Origin of the sequence: Pseudomonas sp. OTU750018 (genome assembly GCF_011636575.1) — a bacterium.
In the GTDB taxonomy this organism is placed as follows: domain Bacteria; phylum Pseudomonadota; class Gammaproteobacteria; order Pseudomonadales; family Pseudomonadaceae; genus Aquipseudomonas; species Aquipseudomonas peli.
On record NZ_JAAPAU010000001.1, the window covers coordinates 640011 to 663876 of the forward strand.

Genomic DNA, 23866 nt, shown 5'->3' on the forward strand with positions numbered 1-23866 from the left:
TTCCAAGCCCCCTTTCTCAGTCCGACATCAGTTGTTTCACCCTTTTACGCCCCGCCCACTGGCGCTTAGCACAACCTTGTTTCAGAATCATGTCAGCCCGCAATTTGCGGCGGTTTCGGCATTGCCACTGCTGAACGATGGCAATCGCCCCAGGAGTACCCGTGCGCGTTACCTGCAATTGGCTGCGACACCCTTCCAGCACCCTGCTTACCCTCGGTTTGTTGTTACTCGCCCTGCCATTGCTCAGCCGCTACCTGTTGGGCTGGTCGCATACCTATGGCTATCTGTCTGACCTGGCGATTGGCAGCTTGCTGGTGATAATCCTGCACCAGCGCTCCTGGCTGCTGAGCATTGCTCTGCTGCTGACCTGGTGCATTTTCACCCTGAGCACCGCCGAGCTGGTCAATGCCGTAGGCCGCATGCCAGAGCCAGCCGACTTGCAGTACTTAGGCGACGCACAGTTTGTCAGTCATTCAACCCAAGGCAGTGGTTTGAGCCAGCCATTATTGGCTTTAGCCATGGCCGTGCTGATAGCGCTTTACCTGGGCCTGCGCAGCGTACAAACACCGCGCCGTGCCGTGCCGTTTGCACGCGCCTGGCTGTTGCTGCCACTGGCCCTGTTTGCCGTGCACACCGTCGGCCAGCAATTCAAACCCAGCGAAGCGGACCAATGGTTGCAGTTCAACCTGACGCACAAGTTACTGGCGGAAAGTACCAATGGCGCTCAACAGCACCTGGCCGACTGGCTGGCGGGGAACGAGCCGAGCAGCCCACCTGATATCAGCGGCCTGAATCAGCTTGATCTGCACGGTACACCGCTGCTCAAGCAAGCCGGCAGCGCCCGCAACGTATTGATCATTACTCTGGAAGGCGTAACCGGCGCCTATCTGCAAGCCAGCCGTCAGGCCATCGGCAGCAGCTACGCGCAAGACCCGATGCCGCGCCTGAGCCAGTGGGCCGAACGCGGCATGCTCACCACCGATTATGTCCTGCATAACCATCAAACCATCCGCGGGCTGTACGCCATGCTTTGCGGTGATTACGAAAAACTCGACTCCGGCACGCCGAAGGGCGTTGAACTGCTCAACAACCCTGCGCGCAGTGAGCAATGTCTGCCCGCGCAATTACGCGAACGCGGCCTGAGTACGCACTTCCTGCAAGGTGCCGGGCTGCGCTTTATGGCCAAAGACCAGATCATGCCGCAGATGGGCTTCGACAAGACCTTGGGCCGCGACTGGTTCAAGAACAAGCCCTACCTCGAATTCCCTTGGGGTATGGACGATAAGGCCTACTTCGAAGGTGCACTGGGTTACGTGCAACAGCTGCGCAAGAAGCGCCAACCCTGGATGCTGACCCTACTAACCGTGGGTACTCACCAGCCCTACTCCGCCCCGCAGGACTACCTGGACCGCCACCCTAACGCCAAGCTGGCGGCGATTGCCTACCTGGACGATGCCGTTGCTGACTTTCTCAACGCGCTGGAAAAACAGGGTGTGATGAAAGACACCCTGGTGATCGTCACCTCGGACGAATCACACGGCCTGGAAAACGTCCGTCTGGCTTCGGCCTGGGGCTTCAACTTGCTGCTGGCGCCCGAGCAGGCGCAACTGCCCGCCATCAAGCAAGGCGTGTATGGCCATGTCGACCTGACAGCGTCGGTGCTCGACTACTTCGCCTTCCCGGTCCCGAGCAATATCGCCGGACGCTCATTGCTGCGCGATTATGCCACTGGCCGCCAGATCATTTCCTACACCAACGGGTTGCTGCGCCAGCATGACGGCCAGGGCACGCTGACCGAATGCGACTTCCAGAATGTCTGCCGGCGCTACGCTAGCACCGGTTTTATTGCCGACAGCGCACGCTACCTGGGCCGCTTCAGCGGCAAACCGGCACGCCTGATCAGCCAGCAAGCGGCCCTGCTTGACCAGTCACTGAGCAATGGAGGTCAGATCAAGCAAAGCTATCAGTTCGCCAACCAGCAGCCTATCAGGCTAAAACCCAGCGTCAGTGATGATTGGGCAGACAACCTGGTGGGCGCGCAGTACCTGACCTTGGGTGCAGCTACCCAGACCACCGTCACCCTGAAAATCCGCGCCCTGCGTATGGATAAAAAAGGCGCCACGCTGCAATTGAAAACCAAGGAGTACGACCGCGATGTCGACGTGGCGATCCCAACGCTGCCACTGCTGACACGCGACAAACCCGTCCAGGTCAGCTTCACCTTCGACAACCCGCAAGCACGCAAGGCGTTCTCCTTCCACCTGCTGGGCCAGGGTCAGGGTGCAATCGAGATTGTTGATTTCAGCGTCAGCAGCTTGCCCATGCCCAGCGAGGAGGAGCTGCTCGCTGCGCAAGAAAGCCTGGAAGAAGTGGCGCCCGTCAGCCAGTGACGACAATCACAGGCCTTCAATACACAGCGTAACGGCGCTCGATGGTCGTGTACTCACCATTCTCCCGAATCGCCGCCAACCCCCGGTTGAAGCGCTCGCAATCGGCCTGCAGGCGGCAACCCAGCTTGTAATCTGTGGGCGCAAAAATCGGGTACAGGGTCAGCGGCTGCGTCACATCCACCTGGGTATACACCTCGCGGTTGAAGTAACGCAGGATGCGCATATCCGACACCACCACATCCACCCGACCGCTGTAGAGCATGCGGTTGCGGGCGATCTGAAAGGCTTCTTCGCGGTAGCGCGGGTTGTTTGCAGCCATGACCTCAAACTCGCTGCCAAGCAGAAAGCGCGCACGCTGGAAGGCATTGACTGAGTAACCCACCAGGTCGCTGATGCGCTGGATATCCAGGTTGCGCGAGCGCAAGGCCACCGCGACGTTCTGGTAGCGGATATAGGCATCCGAATAAAAAATAGAACCACCGCTGCGCTCGTTGGTGGTGGCAATAACGTCGATATGGCCCTTGCTCAGCATCAGGTTCAAGCGCTCCATCGGCGCGTAGTACGCCATCGGCTCCAGCCCGCCGCGGTGCGCGGCAGTCATCACGATGTCGTACTCCAGGCCACTGGCCTCACTCTCGAAGATATAAGGCGGTTTGTGCGTACCAAAGCCTACGCGCAAGGCTTGCGCCGAGACGCTCAGACTGCACGACAACAAACAACAGACCCACAACCACTTCATAGCGATACCCAAGTTGGACCAGAGCCCAGCATAGCCGGCTATGGCATGACTCTGCATTGCTCTATCGCTGAGATCGATTATTCCGAATCGGACATACGCCACGCATCAGCAGCTTTCAGTGCAAGACTGAAAGCCTAACCGCCCAGCCGTGTACTAGAAGCTGAGCACGCATTGCCAAACGTTGTTAAACGAGATTGGCTTTAGCCGCCGTATCGGCAAAAACCTCCGGCGACAACGCGGCCGGGCCCTGGTCGTCAAGCAACTCACGGGAATGCTCACCCCCAGGAATGCTGCTATCAATCATGCTGAGCAGTTGCAAGCCTCGTGGGGTCAGCACGAAATTCTCGCCGTTACCGCCCTCCTCTTCCGGCCGAGGTTCGATAAAGCTAGCGCCGAGCAACTGCGATTCGTACTCCGCCGCCTGTGCTTTCAACGCATCCAAGTTATCGGTGTGCTCACCTGCACGCTCAAGCTCCTGCGCGAGCTCCTCGGCATAAGCACGGGGCGCGAAGTTTTTACCGGCGGAACTTTGCACTTCATGCAGCAAGCGCTCGATAAGATCCCAGTTATAAGACATATCGCTCTCTCCCATTCGCGTTGCGCTCAACCCAGTGGCAAGCGCGAGGGCTGCATTGCACGCCGCCCTGTTAAGTTCCGACCCACCTCTGCCCGCTTAGGTTCGACCTGAACTTTCCCCACCCAGGCCTACTCAACCGAACACGTCTGCCTATTCGCCCGCGAGGACATTGCCATGAAGATCACTCTGCCCAGTAAAACCGCTCTGAGCCTTTGCGCTGCCTTCGCTCTATTTGCCCAGAGCACGGCCTACGCTTCGTGCAGTTCCGAGGAGGCGATCGCCAAAGCCGGGCAACTCGCAGCCAAAGTCGCAGAGATCACCAAAAAAGATCCTGCCCGTGCGGAACAGCTGCGCGCAGAACTGAAGGAAACCTCACCCGAGACTTCCTCTGACGAGATGGAAAACGCTTGCGAAGGCTACGACCAGCGTCTCAATGAACTGGAAGAAGCCGGCGATGACATGCAAGACGACCCAAACTAGCCACCACTCGGCTTGTTCAACCGCTGCCGATCACCCAGATCGATAACGGAGGATTCGTCGCACCTTGGCCACTCCGGTCTAGACTTCAGCCACTTTGTTCAGCCTCTACCGGAGAATTCCCATGCTTAAAGCCGAATACCAACACCGTGGCCCACAACCTCAAGAGGTGATCGCCGCTGTAGAACTGCAGCTGCCAGAGCTTGGCGCCGGCCAGGTGCGCATCAAGGTGTTGGCCGCACCGATCAACCCGTCGGATGTGCTTACCCTGACAGGCGAATACGGCATGCTGCCGCCGCTGCCAGCAGTAGGCGGCAACGAAGGGGTCGGCCGTGTGGAAGTGCTAGGCCCCGAGGTCAGCAACCTCAAAGTCGGCCAAATGGTGCTGTTGCCCGTGGGCTGCGGTACCTGGGTCAGCCATTTGAACGCACCGGCTAATAAATTGATTCCGCTGCCTGAAGCTGACCCACAGCAACTGGCCATGCTCACCGTCAATCCGCCGACAGCATCCCTGATGCTCAGTGAATTCGTTGACCTCAAACCCGGTGACTGGGTTATCCAAAACGCCGCCAACTCCGGCGTCGGCAGCTACCTGATCCAGCTGGCCAAACTACGCGGCTTCAAGACCATCAACGTAGTGCGCCGCGATTCAGCGGTGGCAGGTGTCGAAGCAGAAGGCGGTGATGTGGTGCTGGTCGACGGTCCGGACCTGGCTAAACGCGTGCGTGCAGCCACTGGCGGCGCAAGCGTGCGTTTGGGCATTGATGCAGTGGGCGGCGAAGCCACTGATCACTTGGCCGCCAGCCTTTGCGAGGGCGGCGTATTGGTCAACTACGGCATGATGAGCCGTCAGCCGTGTCAGGTTTCGCCCGCCTCGTTTGTGTTCCGCGATGTCAGCCTGCGCGGCTTCTGGCTGGCCAAGTGGTTCCAGAACGCCAGCCAGGCCGAGCAAATGAAAGTGTTTGGTGAGTTGGTACAACTGATCGCCAGCGGCAAGCTGCATACCCGCGTTGCTGCGACCTATGACGTCAGCGAGATCAAGCAGGCCGTAGCAGCTGCCGCCAGTGGCGAGCGCGATGGCAAGATATTGATCGTACCGAAGTAAGCCCTGAAATGACGACGGCGGATTAGCTCCCCAGCCAACCCGCCGTTGTAATCACACTGCAGCCGAGTTATTCCGCTGCGGGAGTACGGCGCTTCAGCGGTGCCAAGCCGTCCTGGCTGACCAGCACCGGCGCATCAGGTTTCGGCCGATTGATCGTGTTGCGTTTGCTCGGAGCCTTGGCTGCCGGTTTTTTCGCCAGCTTCTTGCCCGTTTTCGGGTCGACCTTTTTCTTCTTCGGGCCAACCGCTTTACCGGACGCTTTGAGGTTTTTCGGCCCCTGGTAGATGCCCTTAAGGTCTTTGATATTGCGGCGCTCGAAACGCTGTTTGAGGTAGCGCTCGATGCTCGACATCAGCGCCCAGTCGTTGTGACAGATCAGCGAAATCGCCAGACCTTCAGCACCAGCACGGCCAGTGCGACCGATGCGGTGTACGTATTCGTCGCCGGAGCGCGGCATATCGAAGTTGATCACCAGATCCAGGCCGTCAACATCCAGACCACGGGCCGCCACATCGGTGGCCACCAGAATTTTCACCGCGCCCTGCTTGAGGCGGTCGATGGCCAGCTTGCGATCCTTCTGGTCCTTCTCGCCGTGCAACACAAAGGTTTTGAAGTCGTGAGCGACCAACTTGCCGTACAGGCGGTCGGCTTGAACCCGGGTATTGGTGAAGATGATCGCCTTGTCGTAGGTCTCGTTCTTCAGCAGCCACTCGACCAGACGCTCTTTATGATGGTTGTGGTCAGCGGTGATGATCTGCTGACGGGTACCTTCATTGAGCTGGCTGACGCGGTTGAGCTGCAGGTGCTCAGGTTCTTTCAGCACCTTGCCGACCACTTCGCGCAGGGCTGCGCCGCCACTGGTGGCAGAGAACAGCAGGGTCTGGCGGTCGGCATTGCACAGCTCGCCGAGACGTTGCACGTCTTCAGCAAAGCCCATATCGAGCATGCGGTCGGCTTCATCAAGCACCAGCACTTCAACTTCATCAAGCAACAGGTTGCCGGCGTTGGCGTGCTCGATCAGGCGACCCGGTGTACCGATCAGGATGTCGACCTTACGCAGCATGGCGGCCTGCACCTTGAAGTCTTCACCACCGGTGATCAGACCACCCTTGAGGAAGGTGAACTGAGCGAAGCGCTCGACTTCCTTGAGGGTTTGCTGGGCCAGCTCACGGGTTGGCAGCAGGATCATCGCGCGCACGCTCATGCGTGGCTGGGAAGCGCCATCGCCGAGCAGGCGATTGAGCATTGGCAGCACAAAGGCTGCGGTCTTGCCGCTGCCGGTTTGCGCGGTAACCCGCAAGTCTTTTCCTTGCAGCGCCAGCGGAATGGCCGCCAACTGCACCGGGGTGGGCTCGACAAATTTCAGCTCGGCCACGGCTTTGAGCAGGCGTTCATGCAGGGCGAATTGGGAAAACACGGGTATACCTCGACAAAAAATCAGCAATACAGCGGCATAGATTACCGGTTCTGCCGGCTAAAAGCCCGAACGGCCTGGCCAACGGCGTCTGTAGCCTAGTTGGCGGCTCTGCAGCCGCGCGCGTAAACAGCACAAATCGACGCCTCCCGTCAGACCACTACGCATCTACGGCATCGCGCCGGTAGAATGCGCGCCGCCATTCAATTCCGGGTGGCATGGGTTCCCTAACCCCATTCAGCAAAAAGGTTCCGTCATGCTTATTACCGCCCCTCAGCGCCTGCGCAATGCGCTTATTGCACTGGTGCTGTTTCATATCCTGATCATCATCGCCAGCAATTACCTGGTGCAGCTGCCGATCACCCTGTTCGGCTGGCACACCACCTGGGGCGCGTTCAGCTTCCCGTTTATCTTCCTGGCCACTGACCTGACCGTACGCCTACTCGGCAAACAGGCGGCGCGCCGGGTGATTGCCCGGGTGATGCTGCCGGCGCTGCTGATTTCCTACATCGTCTCGGTGCTGTTTCAGGAAGCCAGCTTTCGCGGCTTCGGCGCCTTGCTGGAGTTCAACGAGTTCGTGCTGCGCATTTCCATAGCCAGCTTCCTCGCCTACGTACTGGGACAGTTCCTCGATATTCAGGTATTCGACCGACTGCGCCAGTTGCCGCTATGGTGGGTAGCGCCAACAGTCTCGACCGTCCTTGGCAACCTGCTGGACACCTATGCGTTCTTCTCGGTGGCATTCTGGAACAGCAGCAACCCGTTTATGGCCGAGCACTGGGTGGAGATCGCCACGGTCGATTACGGGGTGAAACTGGTCGTCAGCCTGCTGCTGTTCGTGCCGCTCTACGGCATGTTGCTCAATGCCATTCTGCGCATGTTGGCTGGGCGTACTCAGGCCGCCAGCTAAGCGCGCAAGACCAGCAGGAAACTTTGCTGCGCAATCCGACTCAACCGTTCAACAGCCCTCGCCATGGGCTTGTTCGGTTGCCGGGGGGGCATCAGCATGAAACCCACTCTGATCTACTATGTCGCCGCCAGCCTGGACGGCTATATCGCTCGCCCGGATGGCCGGGTCGATTGGCTGGAAAGCATCCAGGCGGCTGGCGACGACCACGGTTATCACGCCTTTTATGACGGCATCGACGCCCTGCTAATGGGCCGCATGACCTTCGACACGCTGATGGACTCCGAGGAGGATTGGCCCTACCTCGGCAAACCCTGCCTGGTACTGACCCGCTATCCGCACGAACAATTACCGGATGGCGTAAGCATGCGCCATTGCACACCGAGCGAAGCCCTGACGACGCTGGCCGAACAAGGCCATCAGCGTATCTGGCTGGTGGGCGGTGGTTCGCTGGCCGGTAACTGTTTTGCTGCCGGTCTGCTCGACGAGCTGGTGGTGAGCCTGGTGCCTTATCTGCTGGGCGCCGGCATCCCGATGTTCGCCAGCGGTCTGGAACGCAGCCTGAGACTGCACGAACAACGCAGTTTCAGCAGCGGCGTGGTGCAACTGCACTATCAGGTGCTGCCGGAAAACCCTGCGGATGTCGTTCTATAAACCTTGCCGCGCCTGCTTGATCAGCAGCCGCGCGCTGTCCCAGCCGACCAGCAGTACTGCCAGCCAGATCGGCAGGTAGGTCAACCATTGCGCGCTATTGAACTGCTCACCGAGAAACAGCAGCGCTACGAGAAACAACAGCACCGGCTCGACATAACTGAGAATACCGAACAGGCCCATCGGCAGCAGGCGACTGGCAGCCATCATCGCGGCAAACGCCAGGGAACTGAGGATCGCCAGCCCCGGCAGCAGCCACCACAGCTGCGGCACCTGGGCAAACAGCTGCGGCGGGCTCCATTGCAGCACCAGCCAGATTGCCACCGGTGCCATAAACAGCATCTCGAAGGCAAAGCCGGACAAGGCGTCCAGACGCATCCAACGGCGCAACATGAAATACGGCGGATACCCCAGCACCGTGACCATCACCACCCAGGAGAACGCCTGGGTCAGCCAAAGTTCATGGGCCACGCCGAGCAAGGCGCAGAACACCGCCAGACGCTGCAATGGTCGCAGCCGCTCGCCATAAAACACCCGCCCGGCCAGCACCATGGCCAGCGGCAGCAGAAAATAGCCCAGCGACACTTCCAGCATGCGTCCGGCCAGCGGCGCCCAGACAAACAGCGCCCACTGAATCCCCATCAACAACGCGGCCAACGGCAGACTGGCGAACAGCAACAGCTCGCGCCGCACTCGTTCGCAGGCGGCGAGCAGCACCGGCCATTGCCGCGACAAAGTGATCAGCAGCAATACCGCCGGTATTGACCACAACACCCGCTGGGCAAACACCTGCAAGCCATCCAATGGTGCTAACAGCCGCACATAGCCCGGCACCAGAGCAAACAACACCGAGGCAATAATCGACAGCGCTACACCGCGCCCAGACAGCTGCATCACTCCACCCTGCTTAATCAGACCCTGACATCTTGCCTGGCTTGTAGTGAAGGCCACAGCCACAAAGCGACACAGCCAGGTACTTAAACAGCCGTACAGTGCAAAAATGCAGGGCATAAAAAAGCCCGCACTGCATCAGCAGAGCGGGCAGAGACGTCCAGGAGCACCGGACGCCAGGAGATCAAGATCTTGCGGAAAAATCAGATGGCCTGGGCCAGTTGCGCCTTGGCCTGATTCAGGCCCTTTTCCATAAACTCGCTGCCCAGATTGAGGCCTTCGGCATGGATAAAGCTGACATCGTGGATGCCGACAAAGGCCAGCGCCTGGCGCAGGTAGGGTTCCTGATGATCCTGGGTGCCGCCAGCGTAGATGCCGCCACGAGCAGTCAGAACAAAGGCGCGCTTGCCGCTGAGCAGGCCTTGCGGGCCGGTTTCGGTGTACTTGAAGGTCACCCCGGCGCGCAGCACGTGATCGAGCCAAGCCTTCAGGGTGCTAGGGATGGCAAAGTTGTACATAGGCGCAGCCAGCACCAGCACATCAGCGGCCAGCAATTCGTCGGTCAGCAGGTTGGACAGCGCCAGCGCCGCTTGCTCGGCGTCGCTCTGTTGCTCCGCTGGGGTCATCCAACCGCCTAGTAGGTTGGCATCCAGATGCGGCACCTGATCAACCGCCAAGTCACGCACTTTGATCTGATCTGCCGGATTGGCAGACGACCAGTTGGCGATAAATTGCGCCGTAAGCTGACGCGAAACCGAACCTTGCTGGCGGGCGCTGCTTTCAATTACCAGGACGTTGGCCATGTTGTGTGCTCCATCGAAGGGGTGTTGAACGTCGATGGACAAAGAGTAGGCGCACTTAATTCGATTAAAAAGCGCAAATAACCGCACAAAACAATCTAATAATTTGATTTATAGCCAGGCCGCGCTTAGTCTCAGGCCAGTATTAAGACAGTTCGCAGGTTAGTTTGACCCGCAGCTTGATAATGCTACGGCTGAACTTCACCGCCAGGTTGTTGCTGTCACCAGCGGGCAGGACGACCTTGCGGGTGCGCGGCGCTTCAGGGCCGTTACGGAAAACCGCCGTGCACTTGGCATCGCTACGGCCATAGTTGTACAGCTGCACAGCACCCATGTTGTGGTCGATTTCCTGAGTGGTGGCGGAGACTTCAGCACCATTAAGCTGTTTTTCCACCTCGATCGGGTAGGCCATTACAGTCAGCGGCAAGCAGGCCAGCAACGCACAACAGAGCTTTTTCATCAGGGCAGTCTCCGGTAAAAGACGGCCAGTTTAGGTTGATTGAGTGGGTGTTTGCACCCTCAGTACGGGAATCGAATATGAAAGCCCCCCGCGTAACGCTCGACCAATGGCGCACCCTGCAGGCCGTGGTCGATCACGGCGGTTTTGCCCAGGCCGCCGAGGTGCTGCACCGCTCACAATCTTCGGTGAGTTATACCGTGGCACGGATGCAGGAGCAGCTGGGCGTACCGCTGCTGCGTATCGACGGACGCAAGGCGGTACTCACCGAAGCCGGCGACGTGCTGCTGCGTCGCTCGCGACAACTGGTCAAACAGGCCAGCCAACTGGAAGACCTGGCGCACCATATGGAGCAAGGCTGGGAGGCCGAAGTACGCCTGGTGGTCGATGCCGCCTACCCCAACGCCCGCCTGGTGCGCGCGCTGACCGCCTTTATGCCGCAAAGCCGCGGCTGCCGTGTACGTCTGCGCGAGGAAGTGCTGTCCGGGGTGGAAGAAGTGCTCAAGGACGGCATGGCCGACCTCGCCATCAGCGCGCTGAACATTCCCGGTTTTCTCGGCGCAGAAATGAGCACCGTGGAGTTTGTCGCCGTGGCTCACCCCGATCATGCGCTGCATCGCCTGCAGCGCGTCGTAACCTTCCAGGATTTGGAAACCCAGATGCAGGTGGTGATTCGCGACTCAGGTCGCCAACAACCCAAGGATGTTGGCTGGCTCGGCGCCGAACAGCGCTGGACGGTCGGCAGCCTGGCCACGGCCGCCACGTTTGTCGGCAACGGTCTGGGCTTTGCCTGGCTGCCACGCCATATGATTGAGCGCGAGCTCAAGGACGGCCTGCTCAAACCGCTGCCACTGGACCAGGGTGGCAGCCGCAACCCCTTGTTCTTCCTCTACTCGAACAAGGACAAGCCCCTGGGGCCCGCCACACAGATTCTCGTTGAGCTGATTCAGCGTTTCGATGCTGCGCCGTTAAATGCAGCCTTTGCTGCGCCGCTGCCCTCGGCCTGATAAGGAGTCCCGCAGATGCCATACTTCAACAACGATGATTGCCAGCTGCACTACGAAGACTACGGCCACGGTGCCCCTGTGCTGCTGGTGCACGGCCTTGGCTCAAGCACCCGCGATTGGGAATACCAGGTGCCCGAGCTGGCCCGTCATTACCGGGTGATCGCCTTGGATGTGCGCGGCCACGGCCGCTCGGACAAACCCCGCGAGCGCTACAGCATTCAAGGTTTCGCCGAGGATGTGGCGGCACTGATTGAGCACCTGCAACTGGCGCAGGTGCATCTGGTGGGTATTTCCATGGGCGGCATGATCGGCTTCCAGCTGGGCGTGGATCGCCCCGAATTGCTGAAAAGCCTGTGCATCGTCAACAGCGGCCCGGAAGTGAAGGCGAAAAGCCCGCGCGACTATATCGAGATCGCCAAACGCTGGAGCCTGTCGCGCCTGCTCAGCCTCGACACCATTGCCAAGGCCCTGGGTAAACTGCTGTTCCCCAAACCAGAGCAGGAAGAGCTGCGGCAGAAAATCCTGGTGCGTTGGCCGCAGAACGACAAGCGTGCTTACCTTGCCAGCCTGGATGCGATCATCGGCTGGGGCGTGCGGGAACGCCTGGCGCGGATCAGCTGTCCGACCCTGGTGGTCACGGCAGACCGCGATTACACCCCGGTGGCGCAGAAGCAGTCCTACGTTAACGAAATGCCCAATGCGCGCCTGCTGGTAATCGAAGATTCACGCCACGCCACACCGCTGGACCAACCCGAACAATTCAACAGCAGCCTGCTAGCCTTCCTTGCCGAAGTCGAACAGGCCGCCCCTACTGCCAAGCAACAATAAGGACTACCCGCATGTTCAAGACCCTCACCCTCGCCGCCTGCTCCATCCTGTTTGCCGGCAGCCTGCTGGCCGCCGAAAACCCGAAAGTGCTGCTGACCACCAGCTTCGGTGAAATCGAGATCGAACTGGATGCCGAAAAGGCGCCAATCAGCACCGCCAATTTCCTCGCCTACGTCGACAGCGGCTACTACGCCGGCACCCAGTTCCACCGCGTGATCCCAGGCTTTATGGTGCAAGGCGGCGGTTTCGATGCCGACATGCAGCAGAAAGACACCCAGGCGCCAATCAAGAACGAAGCCGACAACGGCCTGCACAACGTGCGCGGCACCCTGGCCATGGCCCGTACCCAGGTACGCGACTCGGCCACCAGCCAGTTCTTTATCAACCACAAGGACAACGCCTTCCTCGACCACGGCTCGCGTGACTTCGGTTACGCGGTGTTCGGCAAGGTGGTGAAGGGCATGGACGTGGTCGACAAGATCGCGCAGGTGCCGACTGCCAACCGTGGCGGCCATCAGAATGTGCCGCGTGAGCCGGTGCTGATCACTGCCGCCAAGCGTCTCTGATAACCCCACGCGGGGTGGGCCTACTCACCCCGCGCATTCAAGCCCGCTTCACACCCCGCCTGTTTTTTCTGCGCAACACCTTCCCCGGCAAACTCGTTAGAATCGGGCGCTATTCCCTGATTTAGGCAGGATGCCTGACATGTTGTTTCGCCGTTTCGAAAGCCTTATCGACGTCTTCAAAGCCAGCCCGGATGTCGAGCCTCCGGCCGGCATGCTGGCGTTCTACGCCTACTATTTGCGCCAAGTCTGGCCGCTGATGCTCGCCGTGCTGGTGGTCGGTTTCGTCGCCGCCCTGATCGAAGTGGCGCTGTTCAGCTTCCTCGGTCAGCTGATCGACATGACGCAGAACACCCCAAGTGGAGAGTTCTTCGAGCAGCACCAGCACACGCTGCTGTGGATGCTGCTGGTGGCGCTGGTCATCCGCCCACTGGTGTTCGGCCTGCATAACTTGCTCACGCATCAGACCATCAACCCTGGCCTAACCAACCTGATCCGCTGGCAGAACCACCGCTATGTGCTCAAGCAGAGCCTGAGCTTCTTCCAGAACGATTTCGCCGGGCGCATTGCCCAACGCATCATGCAGACCGGCCCTTCGCTGCGCGACTCGGCGATGCAGGTGGTCGACGCGCTCTGGCATGTGCTGGTGTATGCCGCCAGCGCGCTGTACCTGTTTGCTGCCGCCGACCTGCGCCTGATTGCCCCGCTGCTGCTGTGGATAGTCGGTTACTGCGCGGCGCTCTGGTACTTCGTGCCGCGTATCAAGGAACGCTCAGCGGCGGCCTCGGCGGCGCGCTCGAAAGTCATGGGCCGGGTGGTCGACGGCTACAGCAACATCACCACGCTCAAGCTGTTCGCCCACACCCAGGTCGAGGAACACTACGCCCGCGAAGCCATGCAGGAATTGCTCGGCAAGGTACGTCTGCAGTCGCGCATCATCACTACCCTGGATTTCCTGATCACCTGCCTTAACGGCATGCTGATCGTCGGCACCGGCGCGCTGGCGCTGTGGTTGTGGGATCAGCAACTGATCAGCACTGGCGCTATCGCCCTGGCACTGGGCCTGGTGATCCGCATCAACGGCATGGCCGAATGGATCATGTGGGTGGTTAACGGCATTTTCGAGAACGTCGGCACCGTGCAGGACGGCATGAAAACCATCGTGCAGCCGCGCCAGGTACTCGACCAGCCCGAGGCCAAGCCGCTGCACGTCAGCCAGGGCGCCGTGCAGTTCGACAACATCCACTTTCATTACGGCAAGCGCAACGGCGTGATCGCCGGCCTGAGCCTGACGGTGGCACCCGGAGAGAAGATCGGCCTGATCGGCCCGTCCGGCGCGGGCAAATCAACCCTGGCCAACCTGCTGCTGCGCCTTTACGACCTGGAGAGCGGGCGCATCCTGATCGACGGCCAGAATATCGCCGACGTAGCCCAGGAGAGCCTGCGCGCGCAGATCGGCATGGTCACCCAGGACACCTCGCTGCTGCACCGCTCAATCCGCGACAACCTGCTCTACGGCAAGCCCGAAGCCAGCGAAGCACAGCTGCTCGAAGCCGTGCGCAAGGCCCGCGCCGACAGCTTTATCCCGCTGCTGGACGACGGCATGGGCGGCCATGGTTTCGACGCACAGATCGGCGAGCGCGGGGTAAAGCTCTCCGGCGGCCAGCGCCAACGCATCGCAATCGCCCGCGTGCTGCTCAAGGACGCACCGATTCTGGTGCTGGACGAAGCCACCTCGGCGCTGGACTCGGAAATCGAAGCGGCGATCCAGGAAAGCCTGGATACCCTGATGCAGGGCAAAACGGTGATCGCCATCGCCCACCGCCTGTCGACCATCGCGCGGATGGACCGCCTGGTGGTGATCGATCAGGGGCGTATCGTCGAAACCGGCAGCCACAGTGAACTGATCGCCGCAGGCGGCCTCTACGCGCGGCTTTGGCAGCATCAGACAGGGGGATTTGTCGGGGTGGAGTAAAACGCAGATAGCGGCCATGGGCCGCTACGGTTGATGTGTATTGTCAGACTATCCTCCTGTAGGAGCGGGCCATGCCCGCGAAAACCCTCAGCCCTGCCGATACGGCAACAAACCGCGTGCATCCTCAGCATAACCGCGCACGCCATGCTGTTCTTCGGCGAGAAAGTTCGCCACGGCATTGCGCAGGCCGGGGTGGCAGAGGTAGTGCCAGGAGTGGGTGATCACCGGCTCAAAGCCGCGAATCAGCTTGTGCTCGCCCTGGGCACCGGCGTCGAAGCGTTGCAGGCCAGCGGCGATGGCATGGTCCATACCCTGGTAGAAACAGGTTTCGAAATGCAGCCGATCAAACTCCGCCAGACAACCCCAGTAGCGTCCGTACAGGCTGTCGCCGCCGACCAGGCTAAAGGCCATGGCCACAGGTCTGCCGGCTTGATGGGCGAGTACCACGCGGATCATCTCGGGCATGCGCTCGGCCAGCAGGCTGAAAAAAGCGCGCGTCAGGTAGGGTGACTGGCCGCGCACGCGGTAGGTATTGGCGTAACACAGGTAGACGAAATCCCACTCCAGCTCACTGAGCTGATGGCCTTCGCGCCAGTCGAACTCGATGCCCTGCCCCGCCACTTGCTCGCGCTCTTTGCGCATCTGCTTGCGCTTACGCGAACTGAGCGCATCGAGAAAGTCCTGAAAATCCCGGTAGCCACGGTTGCGCCAGTGAAACTGACACCCCAGACGCTGCAACCAGCCATCACGGCCCTGCAGCAGGGCATTTTCGGCCTCGGTGGTGAAGTTGATATGCAGGCTCGACAAGCCCTGTTGCTCAAGGCCAGCGCTTAGCTCATCGAGCAATTGCCCGGCCGCCTGTGGATCGCCCAGCACGCGCTGGCCCGTCACAGGCGAAAAAGGAATCGCACCGAGCAGCTTGGGGTAATAGTCGATGCCCGCACGGTGGCAGGCATCCGCCCAGCCATGATCGAACACGTACTCGCCATAGGAATGGCTTTTCACATAGCCCGGCATGGCGGCCAGCAGTTGGCTTTGTTCGCCGAGTAGAACTGCATGAGCCGGCTGCCAGCCAGTGCGCCCGCCCACACTACCGCTATCCTCCAGAGCCGAGAGAAAGGCGTGGCGCAAAAAGGGCTGCGCATCAGTCAGCAGAGCATCCCACTGACTGGCGGCAATTTCATGGATGGACTTCAGGCAGGTAGGCAACATCGGTAGCTCGGCGACTCGGGCAAGGCTGCACTATAGCGCCAAGCCCAGCGCCAGACACCTTGCCTGGCGCGATATGACCGTGTCAGCGCGTGGCCTTGTAGGCAACCATATACGGCAGCTTCTTGCTGGCCATCTTGCCCATTTCCTTGCGGTCGACAGAAGAGTAGCCGCCCAGCTCCGCCGCCTTGAAGCCGCTGTCACCGACCGTGTTGTCGGCCTTCAGGGCGACCATCAGCTTGGCTGCCTCGCCAATCGCGTCGCGGTAGTCGCCTTTGTCGCGCAGGTCGTACTCACTCAGATTGAGCTGGCCACGCAGCCAGTTGCCCCAGTAGAACTCGAGAAACTCAGGGGCCACGTCGCCCGAACGCGGTTTGTCGTAGGCCACCTCGCGGGTGAAATACACCAGCGCGCGGTAGGGATCATCGCCCAGATTGGCCAGGCCAAGCTGCGCTGGAATCTGCTCCGGGGTAATCACCTGACCTTGGCCATCCTTGAGCCAGACCTTGCGCGCGGCCTGCATGCGCTGCCAGAAGCTGGCCAGATCCGCGCTATCGCTGAAGTTGTCGGTTACCTTGACCCACATCTGCAGCTTGGCGCCGCCTTCAGGCTGCTCCCACAACGTGGTGAACGTATGGTGACCATCGGTCAGGTACAACTTACCCTCTGGGCCGACCACCACAGTTTTCATCTCACTGCTGCGTGAAGCCACTGCACCCTGGCAACTGAAGCTGTCCGGCTGATGCAGATTGGCGCCCTTTGGCACCTTACTGCTTTCGCCCTGGCCATTGCCCTCGCAGTACTCATCGAAGAGTTTGTTCAGCTCTTTGGCAAAACGCCCGAGCTTGTAATAAATCTGGTCATAACCCACCACGGCCTGGGTCGGGTGCAACTGTTCAAGACGTATCTGCAACAACTCACCGGGCTTGGCCGCACGGTAATCCTCAGCCACGGCTGCAGAACTCATAGCCGCCATCAGTAACAACACAGCACAAACGCGCATCGGTCCTTCCCAACATAAAAATTGCGAAAAAAAGCCCCGCACTTGGCGGGGCTTAAAGATAGGAGCAGCAGTTGAGCGGTGTTACTTAGAACACGTACTGCAGACGACCAACGATGGCCTGGCCGTCGTCTTCTACTTTGTAGGTTTTGCCGTTCTTGGTCAGGCTGGCATTGGTGTTGACGTTGTCAACTTCATAATCGACGTAGTTCAAGCTCATGCGAATGGCTTTAGTCGGGAAGTAGTTGACGCCGACAACCATGGCACTGGTTTCAAACTCGTCATTGACGCTAACCGGAGCCACGCCAGCGATGATGTTGGTGCTAACGGCGGAAGCATCACCGTCGATAGTGCTGTTTTCATAGCGGGCAAACACTTCGATTGCACCGGCTTCAGTTGGTTTATCCCACTTGCCATCGGCAGCTTTGAAACCACGAACACCGCCAAACATGTAGCCAACCTGAGCGTAGTAGCCGTCAACATCAACGTCCTGGGAAGTGCCAGTTGTGCTCTTGCCGCTGATGCTACGGCTGAAGTATTCAGCTTGTGCACGCAAACCGCCGAACTGTGCACCGGCCTCAAGCAACCACTCGACATCTTTATCGGTCACACGAGTATCGGAGAAGGTCAGACGGTCGTTGCCATCACTGCGCAGGCCCATACGAGTACGAACGCGAGCACGGTCGTCATCCGGATTGTTGCTGTGGAAGTTGGCACCCAGGTGAACAACATCGGTACCGTTCATGTAAGGAGCCCAGTTGGCACGCAGGGTATAGCCAAACGACTCGTCGTTGTCTTTGTCGCCGTCGTTGTATTCGGTCTTGTAGGTAGCAGCCTGAGCAAGCAGACCATAATTGTCGCCGCTGTGTTTAACCGCCACGCCAAAGTTGGTGTCTTCGTCACCATTGAGGTAGTCGTACATGAACGGACGCTCAATACCAGTGATCCACGAAGAGCTGGTGGTGTTTTCCAAGCCATACTCTGCGCCAAAACGACCGATGGTCACGCTGGCCAGATCAAGACCGTCGTAGGTGAAGAAGGCATCGGTGAACTTAGTGGCATTATCATCGGTGCCATCGTGTTCCAGGGTGAAACCGTAGCCCCAGTTCTTGTACGCAACACCTTCGATGGACAGCTCGGCACGACGGATGTAGGTATTGAAGGCGCCATCGAACGGGCTGTCTTCAGCTGCGGCGCGCAGGCCATCAAAATTAGTGGCATCCCACTGCAGCTTGCCGCCCAGTTTGAAGCTGAATTCTTTGTCGGTGGTGGAGACTTCCAGGCCACCCTTGGTCTTGATCACGAGATCGGCGCCGTCAGTGGTAACGGTACCGGCGAAAGCCTGGGCGGAAACGGCCAGGGCCAGAGCGCTGGTTGCGAAGCCGGCCATTACTCCACGGAAGCTGTGCTTACGGATCATCGAAGATTCCTCTAAATGGACTTTTAAGTGTTGAAAACACCCGAGCGCTGGGGCTCGTTCGTGCTGGAGGGAATCTTGGCGGCGGGATATTTCACGGCAGTTGCTGATATATAAATATTTGATGACAGCGGAACTTTTTACTTCCTTTACCTATAAGCAGTAAAACCGCTCTAGTTCAATGCTTTGCCAGAGGCCCGCGCCATTGCAGCGGCGGGCCCTGTTAGGCTCATGGTTGCCGACGCAATGCCCGGCTAAACCAATAATCCAGGCTCAACCAACGCCCGGCCCCACTGAAAAACAGCGCCACCAGCATCACCAGGTAGGTGGCGGCAAACTCGATACCGTTGTTCAGCACAACCAGCTTGCCGCTGCTAGTCAGCCAGTCGTAATTGCCGTGCTCTTTGAGCAGCTCGCGGGCACGTTCGAGCTTGCCCACCGAGTCCATGACCCGCTCATTGGCGAACGGCGCGCTGGCATCGGCAATCGCCTGCCAACCGAAGGGCAGGTGCACGGCAAAAATCGCCACCAGCATGGTGACGATCAACGGGATACTCACCCAGCGCACCGCCAGGCCAAACAACAGCAGCAGCGCCCCGCCCGTCTCGGTGAGCGCCGCTGCCCAGGCCAGCAGTTCGGGAAATGGCAGGCCCAGACCCCAATCCGGATTGTCGAACCAGGCGGCGGTGGCGTCGATGTCCGCCAGTTTGTGCATACCGGCCATCCAGAACACAGGCACCAGGTACAGGCGCAGCAATAACGGACCGATAAAATCCAGACGACGGGTAGCGTCCAGGGCATCCTGGAGACGATTGAAAAAGCTCAGCATGGGACATCTCCGCAGGTCGACACCGAGGGTGCCGGGGTCAAGTGATTAGGTGACGGGGGAATACCAGATTTCCTGGCGGCACCACTCCGCCAGCAGGTTATGGGCATTGTTGAAGTACTGTGTGTCGGCGCTCAGACCATGCTGCTGGGCCAATGCCAACAATGCGGCATCAGCGCCTTCACCAGCCTGCAAGCGTGTCGCCAGCTGATAGGCAAAGGGGCTGATTTGCATAAAGCGCACTTTGTCTTGCCCATCGCGCCAGACCAGTAAACACGTCGGCTCGCCCGGCGGCGTTGTCGGCTGGAAGTCGCCACCAATACGCTGCACCGGCCACTGATACGCCAGCGGCCAGGCCAGTGGCGACCAGCCCTGCGCAGGCAGCTCGGCCTCGCTGACATCCAACGCCAGCTCGACCCACTCGTAATGTGCCAATTCCAGCATAAACTGCGGATCGCCGGCCTCAGCGACATAGCCCTGCTGTAACCAGGCAAGAAACTCCTGGCTGATCTGCAAGAAATAAGGCGTACGCGCCTGATGCTCGGCGATAAAACTGCGTACCAGACGCTGCCAGCGATCAGCTTCGATCAGCCGGTGCAGCACCGGGAAGGCGCCGCTGATAAAGCCTTCGATATTGTTGAAGAACAGCGCTTCATACACCGCCATCCGCTCGGCCGTAACACCCTCAAGCAGCGGCTGCTCTGCCGGCTGGCGAATCCGTGCAGCAAAGGCGCGTTGTGCTTCGACGCCGCTCATGTGCCGTACCCTCTAAGCGGAGTGGCAGTCGCTTGCAACTGACGAATCTGCGCCACCTCGGCATACAACTCGGCAATCGGCGGGAAGTTGAAATCCCGCTCCAGCAAGGTCGGGCGCACGCCGTGCACGGCGTAGGCCTGCTCCAGCAGCGCCCACACCGGGTCAATCACCGGCGCGCCGTGGGTATCGATCTTCAAATCACTGGCCTGGTCGTAATGCCCGGCCACATGCAGATAGGCGATGCGCGCACTGGGCAGACTGGCGATATAGCCCGACGCATCAAAGTTGAAATTGATGCTGTTAACGAAGACGTTGTTCACGTCGAGCAACAGCTGGCAGTCGGCCTGTTCCAGCACCGCGCTGACAAACGCCGCTTCATCTAGCTCGCCCGGCAACTGCGCATAGGCCGACACGTTTTCGATGATAAGCGGACGCTCCAGTACGTCTTGCACGATGCGCACGCGCTCGGCGATACGCAGCACCGACTCCTCGGAAAACGGCAGCGGCATCAGGTCATAAAGCTGGCCATGGTCGGCGCAAGCCGACAGGTGCTCGCTGTAACCGCGCACGCCATGCAGGTCGAGAAAGCCCTTGATGGCTTTGAGCAGCTCGATGTCCAGCGGGGCAAAGCCACCGAGGTTAAGGGACAGACCATGGCAGAGCAGTGGTAGGCGCTCGCTTAAGGCGCGCAGCTGCTTGCCCAGGCGCCCACCGACACCGATCCAGTTCTCCGGCGCCAGCTCGAGGAAATCCACCTCGTCTGTGCTGCACTCCTGCAGCGCTCCAAGCAGGCCGCGACGCAGGCCCAGCCCGGCACCGTTAACGAAATCCATCTGCATGTTCTGCCCCTGCACTCAGTCCGTTACTCGGTTTTCTGCTCGCCGCCGCACTTGCCTTCACCGCATTTACCTTCGCCTTCGGCCTTGGCTTCACCACCGCACTTGCCTTCGCCACACTTGCCTTCGCCTTCGGCTTTTTTCATCTCGCCGCCGCATTTGCCCTCACCGCAGCTGCCTTCGGCGGATTTTTCGCCAGCAGCCAGGCTGTAGCCGCTGCTCAGCTCCTGCGCGGCAAACGGGTTGCTCGCGGCCTGTACGCTCAATGTAGCGCTGCTCAGCAGTACCGCGCCCAGGGATGCAACAACAGTGTTCAGATGGTTCATGGCAACGCTCCAATGGTGGTTTACAGTGGCGGCCGATTGGCTGCCTCGGCCCAATAGACGAGGCCGACCGGCGGCTGTTACAGCTGCGCTGAAAAAATTTCGCAACCCAGCTGACGCCTGCTAAACCCTAGAAGATTTTTGCCGCCAGCCAAGCGATCCGGCACACTACGCCCCCCGAGCAAATGCTCGTTTTCAAGCCTGCAGACTCCGTATGACCCGATCTCCGCTCCGCCGTCTCGTTTTTGGCACCCTGCGCCGCGTGCTGTACCTCTGGGTGCGCTCGGAAACCATCAATCAGTCCGCCTTTACCCTCAAGCTCGACCGCAGCAAGCCGGTGTTCTACGTGCTGCAGCAACCGTCGCTGAGTGACCTGGCGGTGGTCGATACGGAGTGCCGCAAGGCCGGCCTGCCACGCCCGGTGCTGCCGGTGGCGGTGGGTGAACTGCTGGAGCCTGCCGCCTTCTTCTACCTGACGCCTGAGCCCGACTGGCTCGGCCGGCAGGACAAACGCGGCATCTCGCCCACCCTGCAACGCCTGGTCAGCGCGCTGAGCCAGCATGCGGTGGACGATGCGCAGATCATTCCGGTCAGCGTGTTCTGGGGCCAGTCGCCGGACCGCGAAACCAGCCCGTGGAAGTTGCTGTTCGCCGACAGCTGGGCGGTCACCGGGCGTCTGCGCCGCCTGGTCAGCATCCTTATCCTCGGCCGCAAGACCCGCGTGCAGTTCTCCACGCCGATCCATCTGCGCGAGCTGGTCGAGCAGGACAAAGGTCACGAGCGCACCCTGCGCATGGTCCAGCGCATCCTGCGCGTGCACTTCCGCAACCAGAAAGCCGCCGTGATCGGCCCGGACGTGTCGCACCGCCGCAACCTGGTCAAAGGCCTGGTGCATGGCCCGCAGGTGCGTCAGGCGATCATCGAAGAAGCCGAACGCGAGAACATCAGCCTGGAGAAGGCTGAAAGCCAGGCCCTGCGCTATGGCAACGAGATCGCCTCGGATTACACCTACACCGCCATTCGCTTCCTCGAACTGGTGCTGAGTTGGTTCTGGAACAAGATCTACGATGGCATCAAGGTCAACCATATCGAGGGCGTGCAGGAAGTCGCCCAGGGCCACGAGGTGATTTATGTGCCCTGCCACCGCAGCCATATCGACTACCTGCTGCTGTCCTACCTGCTGTTCCGTAATGGCCTGACGCCGCCGCATATCGCTGCCGGCATCAACTTGAATATGCCGGTGATCGGCGGCTTGCTGCGGCGTGGCGGCGCGTTCTTTATGCGCCGCACCTTCAAGGGCAACCCGCTCTATACCGCGGTGTTCAACGAATACCTGCACACCCTGTTCAGCAAGGGCTTCCCGGTCGAGTACTTCGTCGAAGGCGGCCGTTCGCGCACCGGGCGCATGCTGCAACCGAAAACCGGCATGCTGGCCATCACCATGCGCAGCTTCCTGCGCAGCAACCGCCTGCCAGTGGTGTTCGTGCCGGTGTATATCGGCTACGAACGCGTGCTGGAAGGCCGCACCTACCTGGGTGAGCTGCGCGGCGCGAGCAAGAAGAAAGAGTCGATCTTCGACATCTTCAAGGTCATCGGCGCGCTCAAGCAGCGCTTTGGCCATGTCTGGGTCAACTTCGGCGAGCCGATCAAGCTGGCGGAATTCCTAGACAGCGAGCAGCCTGACTGGCGTGAGCAGGATTACGGCACGCAGTACCGCCCGGCCTGGCTGAATGAAGCCACCAACAACCTCGGCGAGCGCGTGGCCCAGCACCTCAACGAGGCGGCGGCGATCAACCCGGTCAACCTGGTGGCCCTGGCGCTGCTCTCCACCAGCAAACTGGCCCTGGACGAACGCGCTCTGTCGCGGGTGCTCGACCTCTATCTAGCCCTGCTGCGCAGCGTGCCCTACTCGCCGCACACCACCCTGCCAGACGGCAACGGACAGGCGCTGATCGAATACGTACAGAAGATGAACCTGCTCGCCGAACAGAAGGACGCCCTCGGCAAGATTCTCTATCTGGACGAGCAGAACGCCGTTCTGATGACCTACTACCGCAACAACGTGCTGCACATCTTCGCCCTGCCGGCGCTGCTGGCGAGCTTTTTCCAGAGCAGTTCACGGATGAGCCGCGAGCAGATCCTGCGCTACACCCGCGCGCTCTACCCCTACCTGCAAGCCGAACTGTTTATCCGCTGGAACCTAGATGAGCTGGACGGTGTGGTCGATCAATGGCTGACCGCTTTCGTTGAACAGGGCCTGCTCAAGCTCGACGGCGATATGTATGTACGCCCGGCGCCCAGCTCGCGCGAGTTCGTCCTGCTCACTCTGCTGGCCCGCGCCATCGTGCAGACCCTGCAGCGCTTCTATATGGCCACCGCCCTGCTGCTGAACGCCGGGCAGAACGCCATCAGCGCCGAAGAGCTGGAAGACCTCTGCACCGTGATGGCCCAGCGCCTGTCGATCCTGCATGGCCTCAACGCCCCGGAGTTCTTCGACAAGAGCCTGTTCCGTCACTTTATCCAGAGCCTGCTCGACCAGGGCGTGCTGCGTCAGGATGAAGCCGGCAAACTCAGCCACCACCCGCTGCTCAGCGAACTGGCCGAAGGCGCCGCCAAGCGCGTGCTGCCGGCAGAGCTGCGCCTGTCGATTCGCCAGGTGACCATGGATCGCAACGAGGATGTCGCCGAGCCGGTGTAAACCCGGCCTGGCCGCAGCGT

23 protein-coding genes are annotated in these 23866 nt (G+C 60.2%); 10 read left to right on the top strand and 13 right to left on the bottom strand.

Annotated features, from left to right (window positions below):
• Window positions 1-161: 161 nt before the first annotated feature.
• On the top strand, window positions 162-2390 hold the full coding sequence (locus HCI85_RS03175; RefSeq protein WP_241693723.1) for an LTA synthase family protein: 2229 nt from the start codon (window positions 162-164) through the stop codon (window positions 2388-2390).
• A 16-nt stretch (window positions 2391-2406) separates the two neighbouring features.
• Here the strand turns inward: HCI85_RS03175 and HCI85_RS03180 are convergent, their stop codons facing one another.
• Both HCI85_RS03180 and HCI85_RS03185 read right to left on the bottom strand, forming a co-directional pair.
• On the bottom strand, window positions 2407-3129 hold the full coding sequence (locus tag HCI85_RS03180) for a substrate-binding periplasmic protein (protein WP_167141826.1): 723 nt from the start codon (window positions 3127-3129) through the stop codon (window positions 2407-2409).
• A gap of 184 nt (window positions 3130-3313) precedes the next feature.
• Window positions 3314-3706: a transcriptional regulator gene (locus HCI85_RS03185; RefSeq protein ID WP_167141829.1), complete on the bottom strand. Its 393-nt coding sequence runs from the start codon at window positions 3704-3706 to the stop codon at window positions 3314-3316.
• Between the two features lie 174 nt (window positions 3707-3880).
• Between HCI85_RS03185 and HCI85_RS03190 the strand changes: the two genes are divergently transcribed.
• Window positions 3881-4186, top strand: coding sequence for a hypothetical protein (locus HCI85_RS03190; protein WP_167141833.1), 306 nt, complete (start codon window positions 3881-3883; stop codon window positions 4184-4186).
• A gap of 121 nt (window positions 4187-4307) precedes the next feature.
• Window positions 4308-5288 (top strand): zinc-dependent alcohol dehydrogenase family protein, encoded by a 981-nt coding sequence (locus tag HCI85_RS03195; protein WP_167141836.1) that lies wholly within the window; start codon window positions 4308-4310, stop codon window positions 5286-5288.
• A 67-nt stretch (window positions 5289-5355) separates the two neighbouring features.
• Here HCI85_RS03195 and HCI85_RS03200 read toward each other — a convergent pair whose 3' ends face one another.
• A complete protein-coding gene (locus HCI85_RS03200; RefSeq protein WP_167141839.1) occupies window positions 5356-6705 on the bottom strand; it encodes a DEAD/DEAH box helicase in 1350 nt (449 codons plus the stop codon).
• A 253-nt stretch (window positions 6706-6958) separates the two neighbouring features.
• On the opposite strand from HCI85_RS03200, the gene HCI85_RS03205 reads away from it, so the two are divergent.
• A complete protein-coding gene (locus tag HCI85_RS03205) occupies window positions 6959-7612 on the top strand; it encodes a 7-cyano-7-deazaguanine/7-aminomethyl-7-deazaguanine transporter (protein WP_167141842.1) in 654 nt (217 codons plus the stop codon).
• A 96-nt stretch (window positions 7613-7708) separates the two neighbouring features.
• Window positions 7709-8263, top strand: a complete 555-nt coding sequence (locus HCI85_RS03210; RefSeq protein ID WP_167141846.1) for a dihydrofolate reductase family protein — start codon at window positions 7709-7711, stop codon at window positions 8261-8263.
• Here HCI85_RS03210 and rarD read toward each other — a convergent pair.
• The 3 genes from rarD to HCI85_RS03225 all read right to left on the bottom strand — a co-directional run bounded on the left by rarD (window position 8258) and on the right by HCI85_RS03225 (window position 10411).
• Entirely contained in the window at window positions 8258-9154 is an 897-nt protein-coding gene (rarD, locus tag HCI85_RS03215; protein WP_167144242.1) for an EamA family transporter RarD, read from the bottom strand. The two genes, HCI85_RS03210 and rarD, sit on opposite strands and share 6 nt — an antisense overlap.
• Before the next feature lie 200 nt (window positions 9155-9354).
• Window positions 9355-9954 (bottom strand): FMN-dependent NADH-azoreductase, encoded by a 600-nt coding sequence (locus HCI85_RS03220; RefSeq protein WP_167141848.1) that lies wholly within the window; start codon window positions 9952-9954, stop codon window positions 9355-9357.
• Between the two features lie 142 nt (window positions 9955-10096).
• Window positions 10097-10411, bottom strand: coding sequence for a 3-phosphoglycerate kinase (locus HCI85_RS03225; RefSeq protein WP_090248494.1), 315 nt, complete (start codon window positions 10409-10411; stop codon window positions 10097-10099).
• 77 nt (window positions 10412-10488) lie between these two features.
• Between HCI85_RS03225 and HCI85_RS03230 the strand changes: the two genes are divergently transcribed.
• The 4 genes from HCI85_RS03230 to HCI85_RS03245 all read left to right on the top strand — a co-directional run bounded on the left by HCI85_RS03230 (window position 10489) and on the right by HCI85_RS03245 (window position 14781).
• Entirely contained in the window at window positions 10489-11415 is a 927-nt protein-coding gene (locus HCI85_RS03230) for a LysR family transcriptional regulator (RefSeq protein WP_090248496.1), read from the top strand.
• 15 nt (window positions 11416-11430) lie between these two features.
• Window positions 11431-12243 (top strand): alpha/beta fold hydrolase, encoded by an 813-nt coding sequence (locus HCI85_RS03235; RefSeq protein ID WP_167141852.1) that lies wholly within the window; start codon window positions 11431-11433, stop codon window positions 12241-12243.
• A gap of 11 nt (window positions 12244-12254) precedes the next feature.
• Complete coding sequence (locus tag HCI85_RS03240; RefSeq protein ID WP_167141855.1) at window positions 12255-12809, top strand: peptidylprolyl isomerase; 555 nt, start codon at window positions 12255-12257, stop codon at window positions 12807-12809.
• A gap of 139 nt (window positions 12810-12948) precedes the next feature.
• The gene (locus tag HCI85_RS03245; RefSeq protein WP_167141858.1) at window positions 12949-14781 is read left to right on the top strand and encodes an ABC transporter ATP-binding protein; all 1833 of its coding nucleotides are present in this window, start codon (window positions 12949-12951) and stop codon (window positions 14779-14781) included.
• Between the two features lie 87 nt (window positions 14782-14868).
• On the opposite strand, the gene HCI85_RS03250 is transcribed toward HCI85_RS03245, so the two are convergent.
• The 7 genes from HCI85_RS03250 to HCI85_RS03280 all read right to left on the bottom strand — a co-directional run bounded on the left by HCI85_RS03250 (window position 14869) and on the right by HCI85_RS03280 (window position 21151).
• Window positions 14869-15993, bottom strand: coding sequence for a GNAT family N-acetyltransferase (locus HCI85_RS03250; protein WP_167141861.1), 1125 nt, complete (start codon window positions 15991-15993; stop codon window positions 14869-14871).
• Between the two features lie 82 nt (window positions 15994-16075).
• Window positions 16076-16957, bottom strand: coding sequence for a ParB/Srx family N-terminal domain-containing protein (locus HCI85_RS03255; protein WP_446730769.1), 882 nt, complete (start codon window positions 16955-16957; stop codon window positions 16076-16078).
• A 121-nt stretch (window positions 16958-17078) separates the two neighbouring features.
• Window positions 17079-18410 (bottom strand): OprO/OprP family phosphate-selective porin, encoded by a 1332-nt coding sequence (locus tag HCI85_RS03260; RefSeq protein ID WP_167141867.1) that lies wholly within the window; start codon window positions 18408-18410, stop codon window positions 17079-17081.
• A 226-nt stretch (window positions 18411-18636) separates the two neighbouring features.
• On the bottom strand, window positions 18637-19236 hold the full coding sequence (locus HCI85_RS03265; RefSeq protein WP_167141870.1) for an HvfX family Cu-binding RiPP maturation protein: 600 nt from the start codon (window positions 19234-19236) through the stop codon (window positions 18637-18639).
• 45 nt (window positions 19237-19281) lie between these two features.
• A complete protein-coding gene (locus HCI85_RS03270) occupies window positions 19282-19989 on the bottom strand; it encodes an HvfC family RiPP maturation protein (RefSeq protein ID WP_167141875.1) in 708 nt (235 codons plus the stop codon).
• A complete protein-coding gene (locus HCI85_RS03275) occupies window positions 19986-20828 on the bottom strand; it encodes an HvfB family MNIO-type RiPP peptide maturase (RefSeq protein ID WP_167141878.1) in 843 nt (280 codons plus the stop codon). The genes HCI85_RS03270 and HCI85_RS03275 overlap by 4 nt, the downstream gene beginning before the upstream one ends.
• A 23-nt stretch (window positions 20829-20851) precedes the next feature.
• Window positions 20852-21151, bottom strand: a complete 300-nt coding sequence (locus tag HCI85_RS03280; RefSeq protein ID WP_167141881.1) for an HvfA family oxazolone/thioamide-modified RiPP metallophore — start codon at window positions 21149-21151, stop codon at window positions 20852-20854.
• A gap of 211 nt (window positions 21152-21362) precedes the next feature.
• On the opposite strand from HCI85_RS03280, the gene plsB reads away from it, so the two are divergent.
• Complete coding sequence (gene plsB, locus HCI85_RS03285) at window positions 21363-23846, top strand: glycerol-3-phosphate 1-O-acyltransferase PlsB (protein WP_167141884.1); 2484 nt, start codon at window positions 21363-21365, stop codon at window positions 23844-23846.
• Window positions 23847-23866: the final 20 nt, after the last annotated feature.